This is a genomic window from Nonlabens sp. Hel1_33_55 (assembly GCF_900101765.1).
Lineage (GTDB): Bacteria > Bacteroidota > Bacteroidia > Flavobacteriales > Flavobacteriaceae > Nonlabens.
Genome location: NZ_LT627735.1, coordinates 2,999,044 through 3,018,473, shown reverse-complemented (window position 1 = coordinate 3,018,473; position 19,430 = coordinate 2,999,044). Strand labels below are relative to the sequence as shown.

The following is a 19,430-nucleotide window of genomic DNA, read 5'->3' as shown; positions in this document are numbered from 1 at the left end:
TACATGGTAATTTACAACGTGACCAGTAACATGGCACAATCAATAGAAGAAGAATGGCTGGAATGGACGCGTGAACACATCGCACAGGTGTTGGGAACGGGTTTATTTATGGATGCCAGGTTAACACGAGTTCTTGTTGAAGAGCAAGATGGCAGTAGTACATTTTCTATTCAATACAAGGCTACCAGTCGCGAAGCGCTGGAATTGTATTATGAAAAATATGATGATGCCATGCGTAAAAAAGAAGTTGCCAGATTTGGCGAACAGGTGTTGTCCTTCAGAACAGAATTAGATATGATCGATGAATATCGCGTGACCGGTAACATGAATTAACAGGATAGAAAAAACCAGATTTGGCTAAAAAGCAGTTTAAAAAATATACTACTCAGGATAAGGGCGTTACCGCTAAAAAGCATCTAGGACAGCACTTTCTCAAAGATGAGAATGTCGCCATCCAGATTGCAGATTCATTATCCTATAAAGGTTATGATCAAGTTCTGGAAATAGGTCCTGGAACTGGCGTGCTCACTAAACACATCATTAGAAAAGGGATCAAAGTAACAGCCCTTGAGCTTGACAGTGAGTCCGTGGTTTATTTGAAACACTCGTTTCCAATCGAACACGCTAAAATTGTCACGCCACAAACATTTGAAGTAGTTGAAACGGACTTCTTGCAAAAGGATCTTACAGAGATCTATGGTGATAAGTCCTTTGCAATCATCGGGAATTTCCCTTACAACATCAGTACACAGATTGTTTTCAAAACGGTCGAAAATCGGGATCAGATTCCTGAATTTGGTGGTATGTTCCAGAAGGAAGTTGCACAACGCATCTGCGCTCAACACGGTTCCAAAACGTATGGAATTTTATCGGTTTTGACTCAAGCTTATTATGATGCAGAATATTTGTTTACGGTAGGTCCAGAGGTTTTTGATCCACCACCACGAGTACATAGTGGTGTTTTATCGCTCAAGCGAAAGCCCAATCACGACCAGCTTTCCTGCTCCTATGATAAACTGAGACAAGTTGTAAAACTTGCTTTCAATCAACGCCGCAAGACGTTGAGGAACTCATTAAAGTCCATGGATCTGCCAGACGAGATGAGAGAACGCGACCTTTTCAACTTGCGTCCAGAGCAAATATCAGTCCAGCAGTTTGTGGATCTTACTACTGAGATTGAAGGTTTACCGCAGTAACAGGTAAGTTTCACCAAAGGATTAATTCTTAGTTAAGCCTTGCTCTAAGAAGCATGACTTGATCTATTTTTAGATATGAGGTATTTTTTATTTCTAATCATTTTTTTAATAAGCGCTACTATGGACTCACAAGACTTGAAAAACCATCAATGGAAAAACCGAATTGTATTGGTCTTAAGTAACGATGCAGCTAACGAGCATTACAAAGCTCAAATCGCAGATCTCAAGTCGGTTAAAGAGGAGTGCGCAGAAAGAAAATTAGTCATGTATCAAGTATTACCTAGCGAGGTCAGGCTTCAAAAATTTGATGGATCAAAATCTGAGAAATGGAATGAATCATCTGATTTGTTTAAAGAGTTTATGCAGAAGGATGATGAATTCAAGATGGTGCTTATTGGTCTGGACGGCTCTGTAAAAGAAGAACGCAATGAGCCTATGTCTAGCAAAGAATTATTTGACATTATCGATAGCATGCCCATGCGAGAGCGCGAGATGCGCAAGGACAACTAGCTTTATTATTTGCTGAAGGATGAGCGAGTTCTATAAAAGTTTGAGGTTATCCTTTTTCTTTCTATTTCTTCTCTCAATTCTAGTTTCTACTTAGTTTAAGTTTCAATTTAGATTTAAGTTTTTCACAGCCACTATCTTTACTATTATGGATGCAAGAATTTATGATGTATTGATTATTGGTGCAGGGCCAATTGGTATTGCCTGTGCGTTAGAAGCTAAAAAGGCTGGATTAGATTATGCGGTCATTGAAAAGGGACCGATCGTGAATTCGCTTTACCACTATCCTACTAACATGCATTTCTTTTCTACCAGCGAGAAGCTAGAAATTGATGAGATCCCTTTTATTTCCAAAGAAGCAAAACCCAGCAAGCAGGAAGCGCTGGAATATTACCGACGCATAGCGACCTCTAACAAATTGAATATTTCGCTATTTGAAAAGGTATTGAAAGTCAATAAAAAAGATCTTTTTGAAGTCATAACTGATAAAGGTAAATGGTACAGCGACCGCATTATTATTGCAACAGGATTCTACGACATTCCCAACAAACTAAAATTGCCTGGCGAAGATCTCGCCAAAGTAACCCACTACTATGATGATCCACACTTATATGCTTTTCAAAAAGTTGCCGTTGTTGGAGCTAGCAACAGTGCTGTAGATGCAGCTTTGGAAATATATCGTAAAGGTGGTGACGTTACCATGATCGTTAGAGGTAAGTCCATAGGCGACCGAGTCAAATACTGGGTGAAACCAGATATCGAAAACAGAATCAAAGAAGGTAGCATCAAAGCCTATTTTAATTCCGAAATCACTGAGATTAAATTGGATGAGATCACCATCTCCCAAAACGGAGAATCCGTTGATCTAGAAAATGATTTTGTTGTCGCATTGACGGGTTACAAACCCAACTTTGCTTTTCTCACTATGATGGGAATCGACCTTCAGGGCGATAAAATGATTCCAGCTTATGATGAAGACACCATGGAAACCAATGTAGAAAATGTTTATCTAGCTGGTGTGATATGTGGCGGTAGGGAAACCCACAAATGGTTTATAGAAAATAGCCGCGTTCATGCAACGATGATTATAGATGATATTAAATCAAAATTAAAGCAACTGGCTTGATAGGGATCTCGCTTTCGCGAAAGCGAAAACCCACTAAACTTCTTGCCATAATTTGACAGAAAAAATCCCAAAAACGTTTTAAGCTTTTAGGATTCAATTTTTATCAACTATAGAAGAAGACTTTTACCTCGCAGTATAACCACCATCCACGGTATAATAAGATCCGGTCACAAAACTCGCCTGATCACTGCACAACCAATACACTAGGTTAGCCACCTCATCTGGTTTACCCAATCTACCTATGGGATGCTGAGAAACCAAAGCTTCTTTCTGTTCCTTATCTATTTGATCCAACAACGGCGTCTGGATATAGCCGGGACCTACGGCATTGACTCGTACACCTTTCTTGGCATATTCTATTCCGGCAGTTTGCGTCAATCCTACAACAGCATGTTTTGCCATCACATAAGCCACTGATTGTGGCGAGCCTACAGACCCGAGAATACTGGACATGTTCACGATCGCACCACCACCATTTTCTAACATCGCGGGAATTTGCGCTTGACATCCATAAAACACACCGTGCTGATTGATATCGATCACTTTTTCATAGCTTTCCTGAGAATAGTCTGCAGATAGCGCCATCTCACCACCTATTCCTGCATTGTTGATGGCAGCATCTAGACCACCGAATTTCTCGACCGTTTGCTTTACCAACTGCTCACATTCTGATTTTTTGGCGACGTTTGCTTTGATGAAATGGGCCGATCCGCCGTCTTTTTCTATGGCGCTCACCACCTTATTGGATGCGTCTTCATCGATATCAGACACGACCACGTTATAACCTTCTTTACCGAATCTTGTTGCGATTGCTTTTCCCAATCCGCTGGCGGCTCCTGTTACTATTACTGTCTTTTTCATTTTTTATTTCTAAGTTAGAAACAAAACGAACATGTTGCAGTTAAGAATTTTAGAAAATCAAGTTCGTAGTTTTAGTATGAAATAATGGATGAGTTCGCTTTCGCGAAAGCGAACTCCATCCAAATGATTTAAACACATATGAATCTAAAGTATCTTACTTAAGTTCTATTGTGCAGATTTTTGATTGCTCAATAACGCCATAAGATCAGGATCCTGTCCCAACAATACGGACTCGCTATTGATGCGGCCTTCCATAGGTCCATTTTCCAATTTCAAAACGCCGCGTGGGCAAACGGCGCTGCAAATACCACAGCCTACACAACTAGAACGGATGATGTTCTCGCCCTTTTGGGCATAGGCGCGCACGTCAATTCCCATCTCGCAATAGGTGGAGCAATTACCGCAAGAGATACACTGGCCACCATTTGTTGTAATCCTAAATCTAGAAAACATACGCTGTTGAAAGCCCAAAATTGCTGCCATAGGACACCCGAATCGGCACCAAACTCTATTTCCAAAAATGGGGTAAAAACCTGTACCAATGACTCCAGAAAATACAGCGCCAATCAAGAATCCGTACCACTTATTCAATTTCCACGATTCAAAAAGAAACAGTTTACCTGATCCGTCGAGGTACGTAAATAATAGTAACCCAATGACGATCACAAAATAGGCGATTGCGCCTATTTTAGCATCCTTAGCAAGCTGCTCACGACGGAAAAGGAATACCAATCCAAAAATTAAGGTCAGTAAACCCACAACTCCCCAAACGAAGAACTCCTTACTCAACCAGACATTGTCATAGATGACGCTTTCAGTTCCTTTATCAATAAATATATCTTCTTGAGAACGATCCATAGGTAAAAGCGTTGCCTGCTTTTGATCCATGATCTGACTGATGCCTTGACGGTTATTCTCTTCTTTTACCACATCAAATGGAATGGTGATTCCTTCGGTAGATTGTAGTTGTATGGGCTGGTCGTTTTCGGTGCGATCTAGATAGACGACTCTGGATGCTCCAGCTTCTTGAGCGGCAAGAACTACATCGTGAACTGGCTTTTGATCTTGCTCTCCTATGAAGACCACCTTATCGCTAAAGTCATTCCAACTGCCTATACTCAATGCAGATTCATTTCCTTTCAAATAGGAATAAACCACAGCCGTAGTCATAACAACGGAAAACACCACTACACTATGAATCACCCATCGCTCGATGTTCCACGCATATTGTTTTTTATTGGACAACTGACGGAAAGAGTCTCCAGCAGTCTCTGCCAGACCACCGCAACCACACACCCAACTACAATACCAGCGCTTACCGTATTTATAGGTCAGAATAGGCGTGATGACAAAGATGGATGCCACACCAAAAATGAGCATCGCAACACCAAAATTCCCAGCTCCTAAAAACTCATCAATTTTATAACCGTTAAACAGGTCATAATTCAAAGGCCAGATGTTCTTAAAATCATAATACGGCTGATTCAAACTGGTCATGATTTCTGGGATGATAAAAGCAAAGGATGTCTGGAAAAACATCACACTTACCGTACGTATCAACTCATACCTATTGTGACGGTACTTCCACATAAACTTGATACCAAAAGACAGTATCGCTAACGTATAAAGTGTTCCATACACAAACCACTGGCTAGCTGGTCCACCATTCAAAAACTTTGATAAAGGATCGAACAATGCAATAACACCAGTATTATCTCCGTCTTCTACCAGTCCCAAAAATTGCGGATAAAAATAGAGCAACACATAAAATCCAGAAAAAGCCAGTATCGCACACCACGCCCAGAAACCGCGACTAGAAATGGATTTAAACCACACACCGTCATTCTTGATTCCCGCACTTTTGCCTGCATAAGCAGACCATGCAAAACCTACCACTCCAAAAAAGATGCTTCCCAAAGCGATACTCAACCATAGCGTTTTATTGGGAAAACTCACGTTGAAGTTGGCTATGATTAAAATAGCCAACCCGAATAATCCAAATGCGGTAAAGATCTTTTGACCTGCACTTAGGGATTTTGGCGGCTCACCAGTGAGCGACATGTTACGTTGAAATGTGGACATATTTTATGTTGTTAAGGTGTGTATATTTTAAATAAGGACTGTTTGGTTGCGATGATCGATGCACAGATAATTAGGTGATCGAAATAAGTCCAATCATTAGGTGGTTGCCGCTTTGGCAGATTCAAAATCTTTCCTAATGGTTTCAAATGGTCGTCTATAGAACTCTGGATTGAAACAGGATTTGGAAAGATGTTGAACCACATGATCCACAGATTTTTTCTCGGTGAGCCATTGGTCAAAAACCTCGTGCTTCATCCGTATTCCAAAGGTGTTGATCCCGATAAATTCTCTGGATGCGATATCATACTCCATCGTGATCGCGCGTTCGTTTTTCTCATCCTGCCAGTGGTAGTGCTCGTGACCATCTTTAGGGTCGCTCCATACCCAACCGTAGGTTTGATATTCAATATCCATGAATTTAGCACTATTGAACCAGTGCCCTGGATTCCATTCCATGGCATTGCCACATAGAGTTTGTGCTAGTGTCTCACCCATCATACGGCCAGTGTACCACACGGCTTCTACGGGTTTGCGCTCACCAATCGGTTCGCGCTGTTGCGCACAATCTCCTATAGCATAAACATCAAGAACATTTGTTTCAAGTAATCTATTTACAAGAATGCCTTTATCGGTTTCAATACCGCTTGAAGCAAGAAAACCTATTTGCGGTCGTACACCTGCACAAAGTCCAACGAGGTTGCAGTCTATGGTTTCGCCTTTTTTGGTTTTTATCGCGGTAACTCTGCCGTCTTGATCGCCTATAATTTCGTCTAGTTCTTCTTCATGTCGTAAATCAATTCCATGAGATATAATATGATCACTTATCATTGTAGCATCCTGCATGGGTAAAACGCCACTCCAGAAACCTTTTTCCCTGACCAGAAATGTGACTGGGATTTTACGAGTATGCAGCATTTCTGCTAGTTCCACGCCTATGAGTCCGCCACCTATGAGTACAGCACGCTTACACACATCATTATTAGGTGCATTGACTTCAAGTAAATCAAGGTCATTGCGAGTGACCAGTCCTTGCACACCATGCAATTCCTCACCTTTCCAACCAAATTTATTTGGGATACTTCCTGTAGCTATTACGAGTTTGTCATAAGAAAACTGCTCGCCAGATTCTAGGGATAAAATTTTCCCATCTGTATCGACATGCTTCACGTAGGCGCGTTTGAGTTCAATCCTGTTTTTCTCCCAAAACCAATTCTCATAAGGTTGGGTATGCTCAAATTTCATGTGTCCCATATATACGTACATCAGCGCGGTGCGAGAGAAAAAATAATCAGTTTCTGCAGATATAACAGTGATGCGTTTGTTGGAAAACTTGCGCACGTGTCTGGCAAGTGTGATTCCCGCAATTCCATTACCGATGATGACAACGTGTTCCATAGATCGTATTTGGGTAGGTATCGATTAGATGTGTCTTTAAAACTACAATAAATCAAGGTCACTGCAAGTCCTTTAACTATTCTAAAAACCCAGTAAAATACGATGTCTTTGATGAGTGTACCAGATCTTATAATTGGCTTGATTGTTGTAATTTACTAAGGCACAACAATGTGAAACAATCAAATTATGAGTTTAAAATATAGAGTATTAGTGATGTTGTTTTTGGGGAGTTTCGCTTTCGCGAAAGCGCAATTATCTACATTCTCAACCTCAACCAAAGAATTGCTAAATAATCAGGTCACAAATGGTAGTGTTGACTATGCAGCAATCAAAAAAAGCCCGAAGAATCTTGACACAGCTCTTCAATCTTTAGAGAAAATCGATATTGATAAATTGACTAATAATGAGTGTAAAGCTTTGTTGATCAATGCTTACAACATTTTTATCATCAAAGGTGTGGTCGATAATTATCCTACAAAGTCCGTGATGGATGTCCCTAATTTCTTTGATGAAAAAGCCTACCAATTAGGTAACCAAAAAGTGTCATTGAATCAATTGGAAAAGGAAATTCTATTTAAAAGATTCCCAGATGAGAGACTACACTTTGCTCTAGTTTGCGGTGCCGTTAGTTGTCCACCGCTTTCCATGAAACCCTACACGGCAGAAAATGTGGAGTTTATGCTTAAAAAAATTACCAAAGCGGCAGTGAATAATCCAAACTTGGTTAAGCTTGATATGCATGAGAAAAAAGTGTACGCCTCAAAGATTTTTGACTGGTACAAATCAGACTTTACAAAGAACAAAACCTTAATAGAATATATAAATACCTATCGTGAAGACATGATACCTAACGGTTTTACCGTTGATTACATGAATTATGACTGGGCTTTGAATGGTAAGTAGTTTGTTTTGAGTAATTTTATTAAAAGAAGTCTGATGAACACGCAAGAATTAAAAGAAGAATTGATAGTGTTGAGGATGACAAAGTTCTCAAACAAGCTTTGAAAGTCTTGAATGGAGGTTTAGATAGTAAAAAACATATCGATCTTTTCAAAAATGCTGATCGCATCATGAAGGAGAACGAAAATCTATTCAAGAGACTGGCGCAATGATTCTAATTGATAACCTGCTAAAATTAAACTCTTGGATTGTAGAAAAAAGTGCCACTATTTTAGAAAGCATGCTCATTAATAAACCTATGATTGATGGAAATAAATGTAATGGTTGGGTGTTGATGAGATCCTTACTTTTCAATAAAAGTTATAAGATCAAAGGAGCTAGAAACCTGAAATACGACTTCACCATTCAGGATGCAGAAGGCAAACTAAACACTAACCAAATAAGCGAGTGGATCAAAAGCAATACAACTTCCAATCAAGCATCATGAAAAATCTAATCTCACTATGCCTATTGGGAATTCTACTTACATCCTGCAATGCTCAACCAGAAAAGCAGGAAGTTGCTGAAGTACCTGACCTTATTAAAGGAGTGTCCTTTGTTGCCATGCGCGGCGAGATGACTGACGAGGTGGTCCAGCCCATCAAGAATTACAATGCAAATTTTGTAGCCGTTCATCCCTACGGATTCATGCGCGATCTGGAAAATCCAGCGATCAATCACAACAGCGACCGTCAGTGGTATGGGGAACGTATTGATGGCACCATTCAAAGCATCGAGACCTTTCACAGAAATGGACTCAAGGTGATGCTCAAGCCACAGATCTGGATAGGTCGTGGTAATTACACGGGCACCATTCAGCTACGTAGTGATACGGAATGGAAAATCCTTGAAGACACTTACGAACCTTTCATTTTAGACTTTGCCAAAGTCGCCCAAGAAACCAATACTGAAATATTTTGCATAGGTACAGAGTTGGAATCTTTCGTCGCCGCTCGCCCAGAATACTGGAGTAATCTGATCACAAAGATTCGCTCCATCTATAAAGGAAAACTCACCTATGCCGGCAATTGGGACAGCTACAAGAACGAACCCTTTTGGGATCAACTGGATTATATAGGTGTTGATGCCTATTTTCCCATAAGTGATCAAAAAACACCTGATGTGGAGACCGCGATGGCTGGATGGAAAAAATGGATGGATGAACTGAGCACGCTTTCGCGAAAGCATAATAAAAAAATCCTTTTTGCAGAATATGGATATGTAAGTGCAGATTATGCAGGTAAAGAGCCATGGCTAACTGCCGATGAGACTCGAGAAAGCAATGAAGAAGCCCAGATGCATTTGCTGCAGGCGCAATATGATTTGGTCTGGAAACAGGACTGGTTTGCCGGTGGTTTTCTCTGGAAACACCATTCCGAAACAGGTAGACGTGGTTTTGTCAAGCGATTCACGCCGCAGGAAAAACTGGCACAGCAAACCGTAAGTGATGCTTATAAATCGCTTTAAGGTTAGGATCTATTGAAGATGTTTGTTTGATCGTATTCGAGCACTTCTTTAAATATCAAATTCTAATATATTGTTCATCAAATCCATAGTAGCTTTTGAAAAAGATAAATCTGAAAATGAAAACATTTTACATATTAATCATCTGTATATTTTTTGCTGCAAGTGGCTTGAATGCTCAGGTGCTTTCCAATAAAAACAATTTTACACACCAAGATACCTTACGCGGCTCTATTACACCAGAACGAGCTTGGTGGGATATTACGTATTACGATTTAGAAGTAAAAGTGGAACCAGATGAAAAATTTATCTCTGGATCTAATATTATTCACTATCAAGTTTTGGAACCTTATCAGACATTGCAAGTGGATCTTCAAGAGCCAATGACAATTTTGAAAGCCGTTCAAAATGGCAAAGAACTAGATGTAGAGCATGACGGCAACGCGCATTTTGTCCAACTAGTGGATGAGCAAATTAAAGACTCTATCAATAGCGTTGAGATCTTTTATGAAGGAACGCCTAGAGAAGCTCGCAATGCTCCTTGGGATGGTGGTTTTTCTTGGAAAAAGGATAAGAACGGTAATCATTTTATAGCAACATCCAACCAAGGATTAGGCGCCAGTGTCTGGTGGCCCAATAAGGATCACATGTATCAGGAAGTGGATAGTATGCGCATCGCGGTAAACGTTCCTAATAAATTGATGAATGTATCAAATGGTAGATTGAAAGGAATCGTACCATTGCTTGATGGAACAACAACATACGTTTGGCAAGTGGAGAACCCGATCAATAATTACGGCGTTAACATCAACATAGGCGACTACGTCAATTTCTCTGAAGTTTATAAAGGTGAGAAAGGCGATCTCGATATGGATTATTATGTGCTCTCCTACAATCTAGAAAAAGCCAAAAAACAATTCAAGGATGCGCCCAGAATGATGGAAGCGTTTGAGCATTGGTTTGGACCTTATCCATTTTATGAAGACAGTTTTAAATTGGTTGAAGTTCCTTATTTGGGAATGGAGCACCAGAGCTCAGTAACCTATGGGAACAACTTTGAAAACGGTTATTTAGGTCGTGATTTATCGGGTACCGGTTGGGGAATGAAATTTGACTTTATCATCATTCACGAAGCAGGACACGAATGGTTTGCTAATAACATCACCAACAAGGATATTGCAGACATGTGGATTCACGAGAGCTTCACCGCATATTCTGAAAACTTGTTTTTGGACTATTACTATGGCAAAGAAGCAAGCGCAGAATACGTGATAGGCACACGCAATAGTATTGCAAATAGAGCTCCAATCATTGGCACATACAACGTGAATAGCGAAGGCAGCGGCGATATGTATTATAAAGGCGCTAATATGTTGCACACCATACGCCAACTAGTGAACGACGACGAGAAATGGCGTCAGATTCTACGCGGACTCAACAAAGAGTTTTATCATCAAACTGTAACCACTGATCAGATTGAAAACTTCTTATCGCAAGAGAGCGGGATGGATTTAAGCAAGATCTTTGATCAGTATTTGCGGGATGTTCGTATTCCCATATTAGAGGTCAAAGCAACAGATACCGGTATCGCGTATCGATGGAACAATGTAGTAGACGGTTTTGACATGCCTGTGGAGATTGAAGTAGACGGTGAAAACCAACGCATTAATCCCACCACAAATTTTCAAGCCTTAGACCTTTATGGCAAAGACGCCGATATAGCTGTTGATATTGATTATTACGTGAAGATGGAAGCTGTTAAAAAATAAAATTTTATGCAACCCATCATCTCAACTACCATCACATTTGTAAAACAACAGCTCAAAAATGCTGAAGGCGGCCACGATTGGTTTCATATCGAGCGTGTATGGAAGAACTCAAAACTCATCGCCAGTAAAGAAGAAGGTGCTGATCTATTGGTCGTAGAACTAGGCGCACTACTCCACGATATAGCTGATTCCAAATTCCACGATGGTGATGAAACCGTTGGTCCCAGAGTGGCAAGAGAATTTTTGGCTAGCGAAAATGTAGATTCTGACATCATCAATCATGTGGTCAAAATCATTGAAAACATATCCTTCAAAGGTGGTAATGTGAATCAGAAGTTCAAAAGTCTGGAACTTGACATTGTTCAGGATGCGGATAGATTGGACGCACTAGGCGCCATAGGTATTGCTCGTACTTTCAATTATGGCGGTTTTAAGAATAGGCCTATTTACGATCCAGCGATCCAACCTGATTTGAATATGGACGTGGATACTTATAAGAAAAGTAATTCACCTACTATAAATCACTTTTACGAAAAGCTTTTGCTTCTCAAAGATCGAATGAATACAGAAACTGGCAAGCAACTCGCTCAAGAGAGACACGAGTTTATGGAACGATTTCTAGTACAGTTCTATGCAGAGTGGACTGGTGAAAAATAATCTTATTTGGTGACGCGCTCCACAGACTCCTGTGGCACACCACACCATTTGAGATAGTACTCATAGATCTCGTCGATACTGGCACCGTGACGCTTTTTCCAATAGATGGTGATGTAGAACCACTGTAGTTTATAAACACCTACTTCTTCATAGCGCCTCGCGCTTGTAGTGAGCCATTTCTGGATCACATGATAGGTATCGATTTCATATAATTTGTTGATCAACAAATAATCCTCATAAATAGGAACTGTGGTATCATAACCACCTATTAGATGATATAACTCTCGGGTGATGTATTGGCTTTGATCACCGCCACGACTAGCCTTCCAGCTAAATCTGGAGAACCAACCTATGATAATCAACCACCAGTGCCAGCTCCTAAATCGCATGCGGAAACATCCAGCAGGTTCACCAGAAGCCACTGCTTTATAAATATGAGAATCAAAACCCTTAGGTGGATGAGAATCTGCATGAAGGAAATAGAACAGATCATGCGATGCAGCTAGTGCACCGTTGTGCAATTGCACACCACGACCTTTTTCAGACTCTACTGCCTTGACATCAAGTTCTGGGAATTTCTTTGAGAATCTGTTGACTTCTTTGATGGTATTATCGATACTACCACCATCCACAACGATGAATTCCAGCGCATTGGGATCATTAGCACGATCATTGAGTAGTTCCAACAAATTAAAAATCCCGTGCTGTTCGTTTAACACAGGAATAATAATGCTCATCATAGGGTTAAATATACGATGAGCAGTTCAGTATAGTTTTAATATTTTCTACTGTTTATTAAGGGACCAGTCATAATCCTTGTAAGTAACGTTTGCTCCAGCATCAATTTTATTGTTTGCATACTGATTCACATATTCTACTAGCGTCATACCATTAGATGTAAAATCACTGGTATAGAATTTAAAGATGCTGCTCAATTTGGGATTGCTGGATTCACTCAAATCATTTTTGTCAGAATTCACAAATTCAGTCGCTGCACGCTCCATAAGTTCATCAACATTTTTACCGGTATAAGCTGTTCTCAATAGTTTAGGACATGAATAACTGGCGCAATTAATAGCAAAGTGTATTCTAGGATCTCCCATTTTTTGAAGAACGCTCTTCTCAATATCTGCTAGCGAGTATTCATCTCCATTAACATTAATAAATTTCTTGATCCAAACCTGACCAAAAGGCCCTTTGATATCCTGAATGCTTCCTGGCATGTCATTGTCAATAATCAAATCTAATGTTGAAGCATTGTATAAATTGATATAATAGGCAAACTGCTCACCAGTCTCCCAATCCTTTCGTGGCGGATTAGTACTCAAATAAGTCAGGTATGATTTAAGTTTTGCCTGCTCTGTAGCCAGTCCTTTATAATCAACAAAACCTGCCTCGTTTACGTATTTCTTGAGCAACGCATCATAATTGGAGTGATCCAACTGGGCTCTGGAAGTTTCTATTTTTTCGCCATTTTGCAACGAGTCGTAGTGTAATCCACCAGAACTCACGCAGGATGCTGCGATTAATAATACGGCTAATAAATATGCAATCTTTTTCATAGTGTAGTTCGCTTTCGCGAAAGCGGAATCATTACCACTTTCAAATTTCACATAAAAGTAGCGGTATCGACAGGCAATACTGCATGGCTTAACAACAGAATAACACTACAGCGTCTCGATCAGTTTCTTGAATAATTGCACCAGTTTTGGCTCTGCTTTTCCAGCAATCTCGATGATCTCTGGAACGCTTATAGGTTGCAAGTTATCAGGATCGCACTCGTCCGTAAGAACGCTTACCGCAATCACGGGAAGTTTCAAATGGTTTGCAACGATGATTTCTGGAACGGTACTCATACCTACAGCGTCTGCACCCAATATTTTGAGCATGCGATATTCTGCGCGGGTTTCCAGTTGCGGTCCAACAACACTAGCATACACGCCTTCATGAAGTTTTATATCATTTTCCTTAGCCAACTTCTTCAAAGTAGCATTCATAGTGGCATCGTATGGAGCACTCATGTCTGTAAAACGATCACCGAATTCACCAATGTTTTTCAACGCCAGCGGGCTGCCACCTTGCAAATTAATATGATCGTCAAGCAACATGAGTTCCCCTTTTTTCATCTCTAGGTTGACCGCTCCAGCAGCATTTGACACCAAAAGATTGTTTATTCCCAAACCATGCATAACACGTATAGGGTAAGTGATGTCCATAAAATCATAACCTTCATACAGGTGGAATCGACCTTGCATGACCACCACTTTTTTACCACCTAGATCTCCATAGATCAATTTACCCGTATGAAACTCAACAGTCGCGAGTGGAAAGGATGGTATATTGTTGTAGTGAGCTACTTTTTGGTTCTCGATCTGATCCACCAATTGGCCTAAACCAGTTCCCAATACAATACCTACTTCAGGGTTTTCAAAACCTTGTTGTTTAAGGTAATCTATAGAGTTGTTCAGTAATTTTCTGCTTAGCATAATTTTAATTTAATAGTATTTGAAAATCAGGATGATCTTTGATATCCTCTTCTGTATCAACATCGTTACGTTCTTCTAGCGTGACGTAATCCAGACCTCTTAAATCTTTAAGTGTTTCCTCTAGGACTGTAGAGGTTCCCCATTCTTTATTCTCAAAAATTCCTTGTGGGATTTTATTCTTGAAACCCAAAAGATAATAACCACCATCAGTCGCAGGACCTATAATCGCATCATTTTCATTGAGCTTTTTGAAAGCATCATCAATTTCCAAAGCACTCAAGTCATACATATCAGATCCTATAATGATCACGCTTTCATGTTTCTCTAGTGCCTGTTCAAAAGCAAACCTCATCCTTGCTCCTAGATCTTCACCTTTTTGTTGGTATTTCTCATAAGCAAGATTATCCCAATCGTCATCTTGATGCACTCGCTCACTGTACCAGACTTGTTTAACGCCATAGATATTCTTTGTGATCGCCCGGGTATGTTCCAGTAAGAATTTATAGATCTCCAGCGCTTTTTCGTCGCCTAGAGTTGCGGCTAGTCGTCGTTTTCCTTTTCCCAGTTCTGGGTTGCGTGTAAATATGATAAGGCAGTTGGTCATGGAATATGGGTTATTTCGTTGTAGCGCTAATAGCTAATTGACAATTTTTATAAAACTAAAGATTGAAAGCTCGCTGGACTACTTTTTAACACGCTTTTCATTTTGCTTGACAAACGCAGCCCAGCCTGAATAACTTTTGCCTACCTCAACCCTACCACTGGAATAGAAATGACACACTGCTGCTGCAAGGCCATCTGTCATGTCTAGATTCTTGGGTAGTTCTTTCAAATTAAGTGTGCTTTTAAGCATCATAGCAACCTGTTCCTTACTAGCGGTTCCTTTTCCTGTAATGGATTGTTTGATGCGACGCGGCGCATATTCTGTTACTGGAATATCTCTGGAAAGTCCAGCAGCCATGGCGACGCCTTGGGCACGTCCCAATTTGAGCATGGATTGAACATTCTTTCCAAAAAAGGGTGCTTCCAGCGCAATTTCATCAGGATGATGTGTGTCGATCAACTCTAAAGTTCGTTCAAAAATCTTGCGCAGTTTGATGTACGGATCCGTAACCTTGCGTAAATCCAGCTCATTCATCTGGATAAAGGACATGGTTTTTCCAGTCACTTTAATAATTCCAAATCCCATAATTGCGGTTCCTGGATCAATGCCTAGAATGATACGTTCTTTTGCCAATTGTTGTAATTTCCAGCCGTGATAGCTGCTTCCCACAAATCTAAGCAATTACTATGGCAGGCCTGCAAGATAGGCGTGGCCTTATTATCAATAGGCTATATCATTTGGTACATTTCCATTGCTGACTTTTCATGGGAACAAACCGTATCCTTTTTTAGTTCGCTTCCATTCTATTTTTGGTTATTGCTGCCTATGTTTTCTCTCTCCAGCTGGATGGTAGAAAGCACAAAATGGCAAGTGCTAGTTAAAGAAATTGAACGAATATCTTTTTCCAGAAGTCTGTACCAAAACTTTACCAGTCAAGCCGCAAGTTTCCTAACACCTTTGCGTGCTGGCGAGTTTGCCTTAAAGGCTTCCTACTTTGAAAAACAGCATCGGAAAAATATTCTTAAGGCAGTTGCTTTTGGAAACGCAAGCCAAATGATAATCACCACAATATTTGGTCTATTAGGATGGTGGTATCTATCTGGTGAACCTTTTTGGATGCTTATCTGCGGCAGCATGATTTTGTTGATAGCTGCTGTTTTAGCGCCATTTTTTCTCAAACGACTTATACTAAATTTTCCTGTATTCAGAACATTATTGTTTTCTGCAGGTCGATATATATTGTTTTCTAGTTCGTGGGTGTTGCTGCTGTCATTCTCTAGTATTGCAAGTTCAATGCTTGTTTTGGCAATGATTACCACCATGTATCTCGCAGTTAGCATCATTCCCAGCATTCAGATTTTTGATCTCGCGATAAAGTGGAGTGTCGCCAGTTTTTTTACTACATCATTAGATATTCCCATGGAAACCATGACTGCGATCGTGGCTGTCATTTGGTTAAACAACACCGTATTACCTGTAGTTTTGGGTAGCCTACTTATACCTTTCCCAAGGTTGCAAAAAATGGTTGTTTCATGAGTTTTGTGGTATTGCTTATCACTTTTGGATACTGTTTGATCCTGTTGGGATTAGCGATGCCAGCATTGAAGTATGTTCCTAATTCGCTTTCGCGAAAGCGAACAAACCATCAGCATTGTTTCTCTATTGTCATTGTTTATCGTAATGAGATGACTGCATTGCCTGCTCTGCTCCAATCCATCAAGAATTTAAATTATCCCAAGGATTTATGTGAGTGGCTGTTTATAAATGATGATTCCAGTGATGGTAGTGAATCACTTATTCAAAAATTTAAGGATGAGAATCCGTTGATTCAGGTGCAGCTTTTAGAGCGTCCAAAGCATAGCGCCAGTGCCAAAAAAGATGGCATCACCGCTGCCATTTCCTGTTGTAAATTCAATCATATCATCACCACAGATGCCGATTGTATTTTACCAAGCAACTGGCTATTAGCATACGATGACCACTATCAAAAATATGCTGATGCACTACTTGTAGCTGGACCGGTACAATTATCTGGCTCTGGTTTTATAGCTGCCATCCAGCAATTGGAAATGATGGCTTTACAAGCTGTAACGGCAGGATCATTTGCCATGCGCCAACCTTTTATGAGCAATGGAGCGAATCTATCTTTTTCAAAAAAGGGCTTTGAACTGGTTGATGGATATGCTGGGAACACACATTTATCCAGTGGAGATGATGTATTTCTCTTAGAAAAACTGGCCGCCGAAGATGTTCTTCAATGCCATTACCTTAAAAATGAAAATGCTATCGTCACCACTCCAACAAAAACTTCCTGGAGAGAAATGATTGAGCAGCGAGCTCGCTGGTCCCGTAAAGGCAGGCATACCAAAAGCCTGTTGAACAAATTAATGGGTGCTCATGTTCTTCTCATGAACCTACTGATTCTATGTATTCCAGTTTTGGTATGGTTTGACTTGATATCCATGAAGCTTGGCATTATCGCTGTGGTTATAAAATTCTTTACTGATGCTTTAGTCTTGGTTGTAGGCAATCAGTTATTGCCATCTGATTGGGCGAAGTACTTTTTTATTCAGTTTTTTATATATCCAGTGGTAGTGGTAGCTATTGCCTTGCGCAGCTTGCGGGATATTAAGTGGCATGGTAGAACTATTGACCAACCTTAGGAGCAACTGGTTGTACTACAATAGGAACTAAAAAAGTAGATGATACTGGTGTGCCTTGTTTTAAGGCACTATCGATTTTGGGAAGATCCTTAAGCTTTTTTTGCAAAACAGAATCGAGATATTTCTTGTCCAGATACACCGCGCAGTGAGAAATGCTGTCATAGGATATATTGCCTTGTTTGCTAACCGTGAACTGAGCCACTAGACTATCCTTTGCTTTGATCTCCATTGATAAGGTGTCTTTAGCAAGTCTCAACTTGATTAATTCATGCAGATTTGAATAGAAACATTCTGATGTGGATGAAAGCTCATCGCAGCCCTTAAATTGTGGATACATATCAACCATGGTGGTATCCACTTGATTAAATCGGTCCGCCGCAATCTGCGCAGCTTCTTGATCCTTCTCTAAATCTGATTTACATGCCGTTATTCCAGCTGCGATGCAGAATAAAGTTGAATACCTAATGATATGTTTGATTGTCTTTATCACTCTTCCACGTTCATGAAGATTTCCTTCTTGAGGTCATTGGCTCGGGCTACAGCAATCTCTGCATAATCGCTTGATGTTCCAAATTTATCGATAAAGCGTTCATAGTATTTTAGAATAGATTTCTTATCCTTAAAATAGCGGTCTGCTGCTACCACCAACTGGTAAGCGGCGATATCGTCTTCCGTATTTTCTTTGACAGCTAATTGCATCGTTTCAAAAGTACCTTTAAAATCTTCTCTAGCTGCCATTATCGACGCCATTTGAAGATATTCTTGAGCTATGGAAGGTCTTTTGTATAGTATGGAATATTCAATAGCGTCCTGTGCTTCATCATATTGCTGTAACCTAAGGTGCGCCTTTGATTTTAAAAAGTATAGGTCAACATCCTTGGGATTGTATTGCTTTAAGAAGATATCAATGTTTTCAATTCCTTTTTCCCATTGGCCATCTTGTACATAACTTATTGCGAGCGTCCTGCGATTGAACTCTGTGTCATTTCCTATTTCAAAAAGTCGCTCTAGATGAACGATAGCTTTTGAATAGATCTTTGCAAAATAGTAAGCCTGTGCAATGAGGCTATTGAATTTGATATCGTTAGGGTTTTCATCCAGTACTTCCTGGCTATATTTTATAGCAAGAGCCGTTTCACTTTTCTTGATTAATAAGGGAACTAGTTCCACTCTTGCACGGCGATAATCAGGATCCATTTTAAGGACATTTTCATAAGCATCCATCGCTGGTTTCTCAGAATTTAACTTCTCCAAGCCTTGTCCTTTAAAAAAGAGATAGGTAGGATTTTCAGGAAACTCTTCATTGAGTTCGCCAAAAATCAACAAGCCTTTAATAAAATCACTACCTCCTAAATACAATCTACCCAATTCGAACCTGGGTCGTATGGCTTCTGGCTCCAACTCTAATCCTTCTTTATAAGACTCGATGGCTTTGTCAGAATCTCCCAAAGCAACATAAACTCGAGCTTTTTTAAAGGCGACTGTGGCAGATAATTCCTCATTGTTGTATGAATTAAGTGCTTCCCGATAATTTCCAATTGCCATCAAGCTATCCGCTTCAAATTCTTGGGCATTGGCCAGATTCAAGTTTGCCAAATAAAGTATAAATAGAATAACGTAGGTTTTCATAGATCTTAATTTAGGCATACTTATTGAACTCTCAAATACCTAAAATACTACA

Annotated in this window: 21 protein-coding genes; 11 read left to right on the top strand and 10 right to left on the bottom strand. The window is 40.1% G+C overall.

The window, feature by feature from the left end:
• Positions 1–3 precede the first annotated feature (3 nt).
• The 4 genes from BLO34_RS13560 (at position 4) to BLO34_RS13545 (ending at position 2,829) form a co-directional block, all read left to right on the top strand.
• Positions 4–333 carry a DUF4286 family protein gene (locus BLO34_RS13560; RefSeq protein WP_090756067.1) on the top strand — a complete coding sequence of 110 codons (330 nt, stop codon included), beginning with the start codon at positions 4–6 and terminating at the stop codon, positions 331–333.
• Positions 334–353: 20 nt separating this feature from the next.
• Positions 354–1,196: a 16S rRNA (adenine(1518)-N(6)/adenine(1519)-N(6))-dimethyltransferase RsmA gene (rsmA, locus tag BLO34_RS13555; protein ID WP_090756065.1), complete on the top strand. Its 843-nt coding sequence runs from the start codon at positions 354–356 to the stop codon at positions 1,194–1,196.
• A 120-nt stretch (positions 1,197–1,316) separates the two neighbouring features.
• Positions 1,317–1,706: a DUF4174 domain-containing protein gene (locus tag BLO34_RS13550; protein WP_157686845.1), complete on the top strand. Its 390-nt coding sequence runs from the start codon at positions 1,317–1,319 to the stop codon at positions 1,704–1,706.
• Positions 1,707–1,851: 145 nt separating this feature from the next.
• On the top strand, positions 1,852–2,829 hold the full coding sequence (locus tag BLO34_RS13545) for a YpdA family putative bacillithiol disulfide reductase (RefSeq protein WP_090756062.1): 978 nt from the start codon (positions 1,852–1,854) through the stop codon (positions 2,827–2,829).
• A 123-nt stretch (positions 2,830–2,952) separates the two neighbouring features.
• On the opposite strand, the gene BLO34_RS13540 is transcribed toward BLO34_RS13545, so the two are convergent.
• The 3 genes from BLO34_RS13540 to BLO34_RS13530 form a co-directional block, all read right to left on the bottom strand.
• Positions 2,953–3,690 (bottom strand): SDR family NAD(P)-dependent oxidoreductase, encoded by a 738-nt coding sequence (locus tag BLO34_RS13540; protein WP_090756060.1) that lies wholly within the window; start codon positions 3,688–3,690, stop codon positions 2,953–2,955.
• 165 nt (positions 3,691–3,855) lie between these two features.
• Positions 3,856–5,772 carry a 4Fe-4S binding protein gene (locus BLO34_RS13535; RefSeq protein ID WP_090756059.1) on the bottom strand — a complete coding sequence of 639 codons (1,917 nt, stop codon included), beginning with the start codon at positions 5,770–5,772 and terminating at the stop codon, positions 3,856–3,858.
• Positions 5,773–5,868: 96 nt separating this feature from the next.
• A complete protein-coding gene (locus tag BLO34_RS13530) occupies positions 5,869–7,167 on the bottom strand; it encodes an NAD(P)/FAD-dependent oxidoreductase (protein ID WP_090756058.1) in 1,299 nt (432 codons plus the stop codon).
• A 186-nt stretch (positions 7,168–7,353) separates the two neighbouring features.
• Between BLO34_RS13530 and BLO34_RS13525 the strand changes: the two genes are divergently transcribed.
• From BLO34_RS13525 to BLO34_RS13505, 5 genes are all read left to right on the top strand, one after another.
• A complete protein-coding gene (locus tag BLO34_RS13525) occupies positions 7,354–8,070 on the top strand; it encodes a DUF547 domain-containing protein (protein ID WP_090756056.1) in 717 nt (238 codons plus the stop codon).
• 205 nt (positions 8,071–8,275) lie between these two features.
• Entirely contained in the window at positions 8,276–8,554 is a 279-nt protein-coding gene (locus tag BLO34_RS13520; RefSeq protein ID WP_090756055.1) for a hypothetical protein, read from the top strand.
• Positions 8,551–9,573: a glycoside hydrolase family 113 gene (locus tag BLO34_RS13515; protein WP_090756053.1), complete on the top strand. Its 1,023-nt coding sequence runs from the start codon at positions 8,551–8,553 to the stop codon at positions 9,571–9,573. Before BLO34_RS13520 ends, BLO34_RS13515 begins: the two co-directional genes overlap by 4 nt.
• Before the next feature lie 116 nt (positions 9,574–9,689).
• Entirely contained in the window at positions 9,690–11,339 is a 1,650-nt protein-coding gene (locus tag BLO34_RS13510; RefSeq protein ID WP_090756052.1) for a M1 family metallopeptidase, read from the top strand.
• Positions 11,340–11,345: 6 nt separating this feature from the next.
• Positions 11,346–11,996 carry an HD domain-containing protein gene (locus BLO34_RS13505; RefSeq protein ID WP_090756050.1) on the top strand — a complete coding sequence of 217 codons (651 nt, stop codon included), beginning with the start codon at positions 11,346–11,348 and terminating at the stop codon, positions 11,994–11,996.
• Positions 11,997–11,998: 2 nt separating this feature from the next.
• Here BLO34_RS13505 and BLO34_RS13500 read toward each other — a convergent pair whose 3' ends face one another.
• The 5 genes from BLO34_RS13500 to ruvC form a co-directional block, all read right to left on the bottom strand.
• Positions 11,999–12,736, bottom strand: coding sequence for a TIGR04283 family arsenosugar biosynthesis glycosyltransferase (locus BLO34_RS13500; RefSeq protein ID WP_090756049.1), 738 nt, complete (start codon positions 12,734–12,736; stop codon positions 11,999–12,001).
• Positions 12,737–12,781: 45 nt separating this feature from the next.
• Positions 12,782–13,609 carry a DUF547 domain-containing protein gene (locus BLO34_RS13495; RefSeq protein WP_231959512.1) on the bottom strand — a complete coding sequence of 276 codons (828 nt, stop codon included), beginning with the start codon at positions 13,607–13,609 and terminating at the stop codon, positions 12,782–12,784.
• Positions 13,610–13,663: 54 nt separating this feature from the next.
• Positions 13,664–14,482 carry a purine-nucleoside phosphorylase gene (locus BLO34_RS13490; RefSeq protein WP_090756047.1) on the bottom strand — a complete coding sequence of 273 codons (819 nt, stop codon included), beginning with the start codon at positions 14,480–14,482 and terminating at the stop codon, positions 13,664–13,666.
• Positions 14,483–14,486: 4 nt separating this feature from the next.
• The gene (locus BLO34_RS13485) at positions 14,487–15,086 is read right to left on the bottom strand and encodes a TIGR04282 family arsenosugar biosynthesis glycosyltransferase (protein ID WP_090756046.1); all 600 of its coding nucleotides are present in this window, start codon (positions 15,084–15,086) and stop codon (positions 14,487–14,489) included.
• 78 nt (positions 15,087–15,164) lie between these two features.
• The gene (ruvC, locus tag BLO34_RS13480) at positions 15,165–15,719 is read right to left on the bottom strand and encodes a crossover junction endodeoxyribonuclease RuvC (protein ID WP_090756044.1); all 555 of its coding nucleotides are present in this window, start codon (positions 15,717–15,719) and stop codon (positions 15,165–15,167) included.
• Positions 15,720–15,737: 18 nt separating this feature from the next.
• Between ruvC and BLO34_RS13475 the strand changes: the two genes are divergently transcribed.
• Positions 15,738–16,622 carry a lysylphosphatidylglycerol synthase domain-containing protein gene (locus BLO34_RS13475; protein ID WP_090756043.1) on the top strand — a complete coding sequence of 295 codons (885 nt, stop codon included), beginning with the start codon at positions 15,738–15,740 and terminating at the stop codon, positions 16,620–16,622.
• On the top strand, positions 16,619–17,749 hold the full coding sequence (locus BLO34_RS13470) for a glycosyltransferase (RefSeq protein ID WP_090756041.1): 1,131 nt from the start codon (positions 16,619–16,621) through the stop codon (positions 17,747–17,749). Before BLO34_RS13475 ends, BLO34_RS13470 begins: the two co-directional genes overlap by 4 nt.
• Here the strand turns inward: BLO34_RS13470 and BLO34_RS13465 are convergent.
• Positions 17,733–18,239: a hypothetical protein gene (locus BLO34_RS13465; protein ID WP_090756039.1), complete on the bottom strand. Its 507-nt coding sequence runs from the start codon at positions 18,237–18,239 to the stop codon at positions 17,733–17,735. The genes BLO34_RS13470 and BLO34_RS13465 overlap by 17 nt on opposite strands.
• Positions 18,236–19,378: a tetratricopeptide repeat protein gene (locus tag BLO34_RS13460; protein ID WP_172823973.1), complete on the bottom strand. Its 1,143-nt coding sequence runs from the start codon at positions 19,376–19,378 to the stop codon at positions 18,236–18,238. Before BLO34_RS13460 ends, BLO34_RS13465 begins: the two co-directional genes overlap by 4 nt.
• Positions 19,379–19,430: the final 52 nt, after the last annotated feature.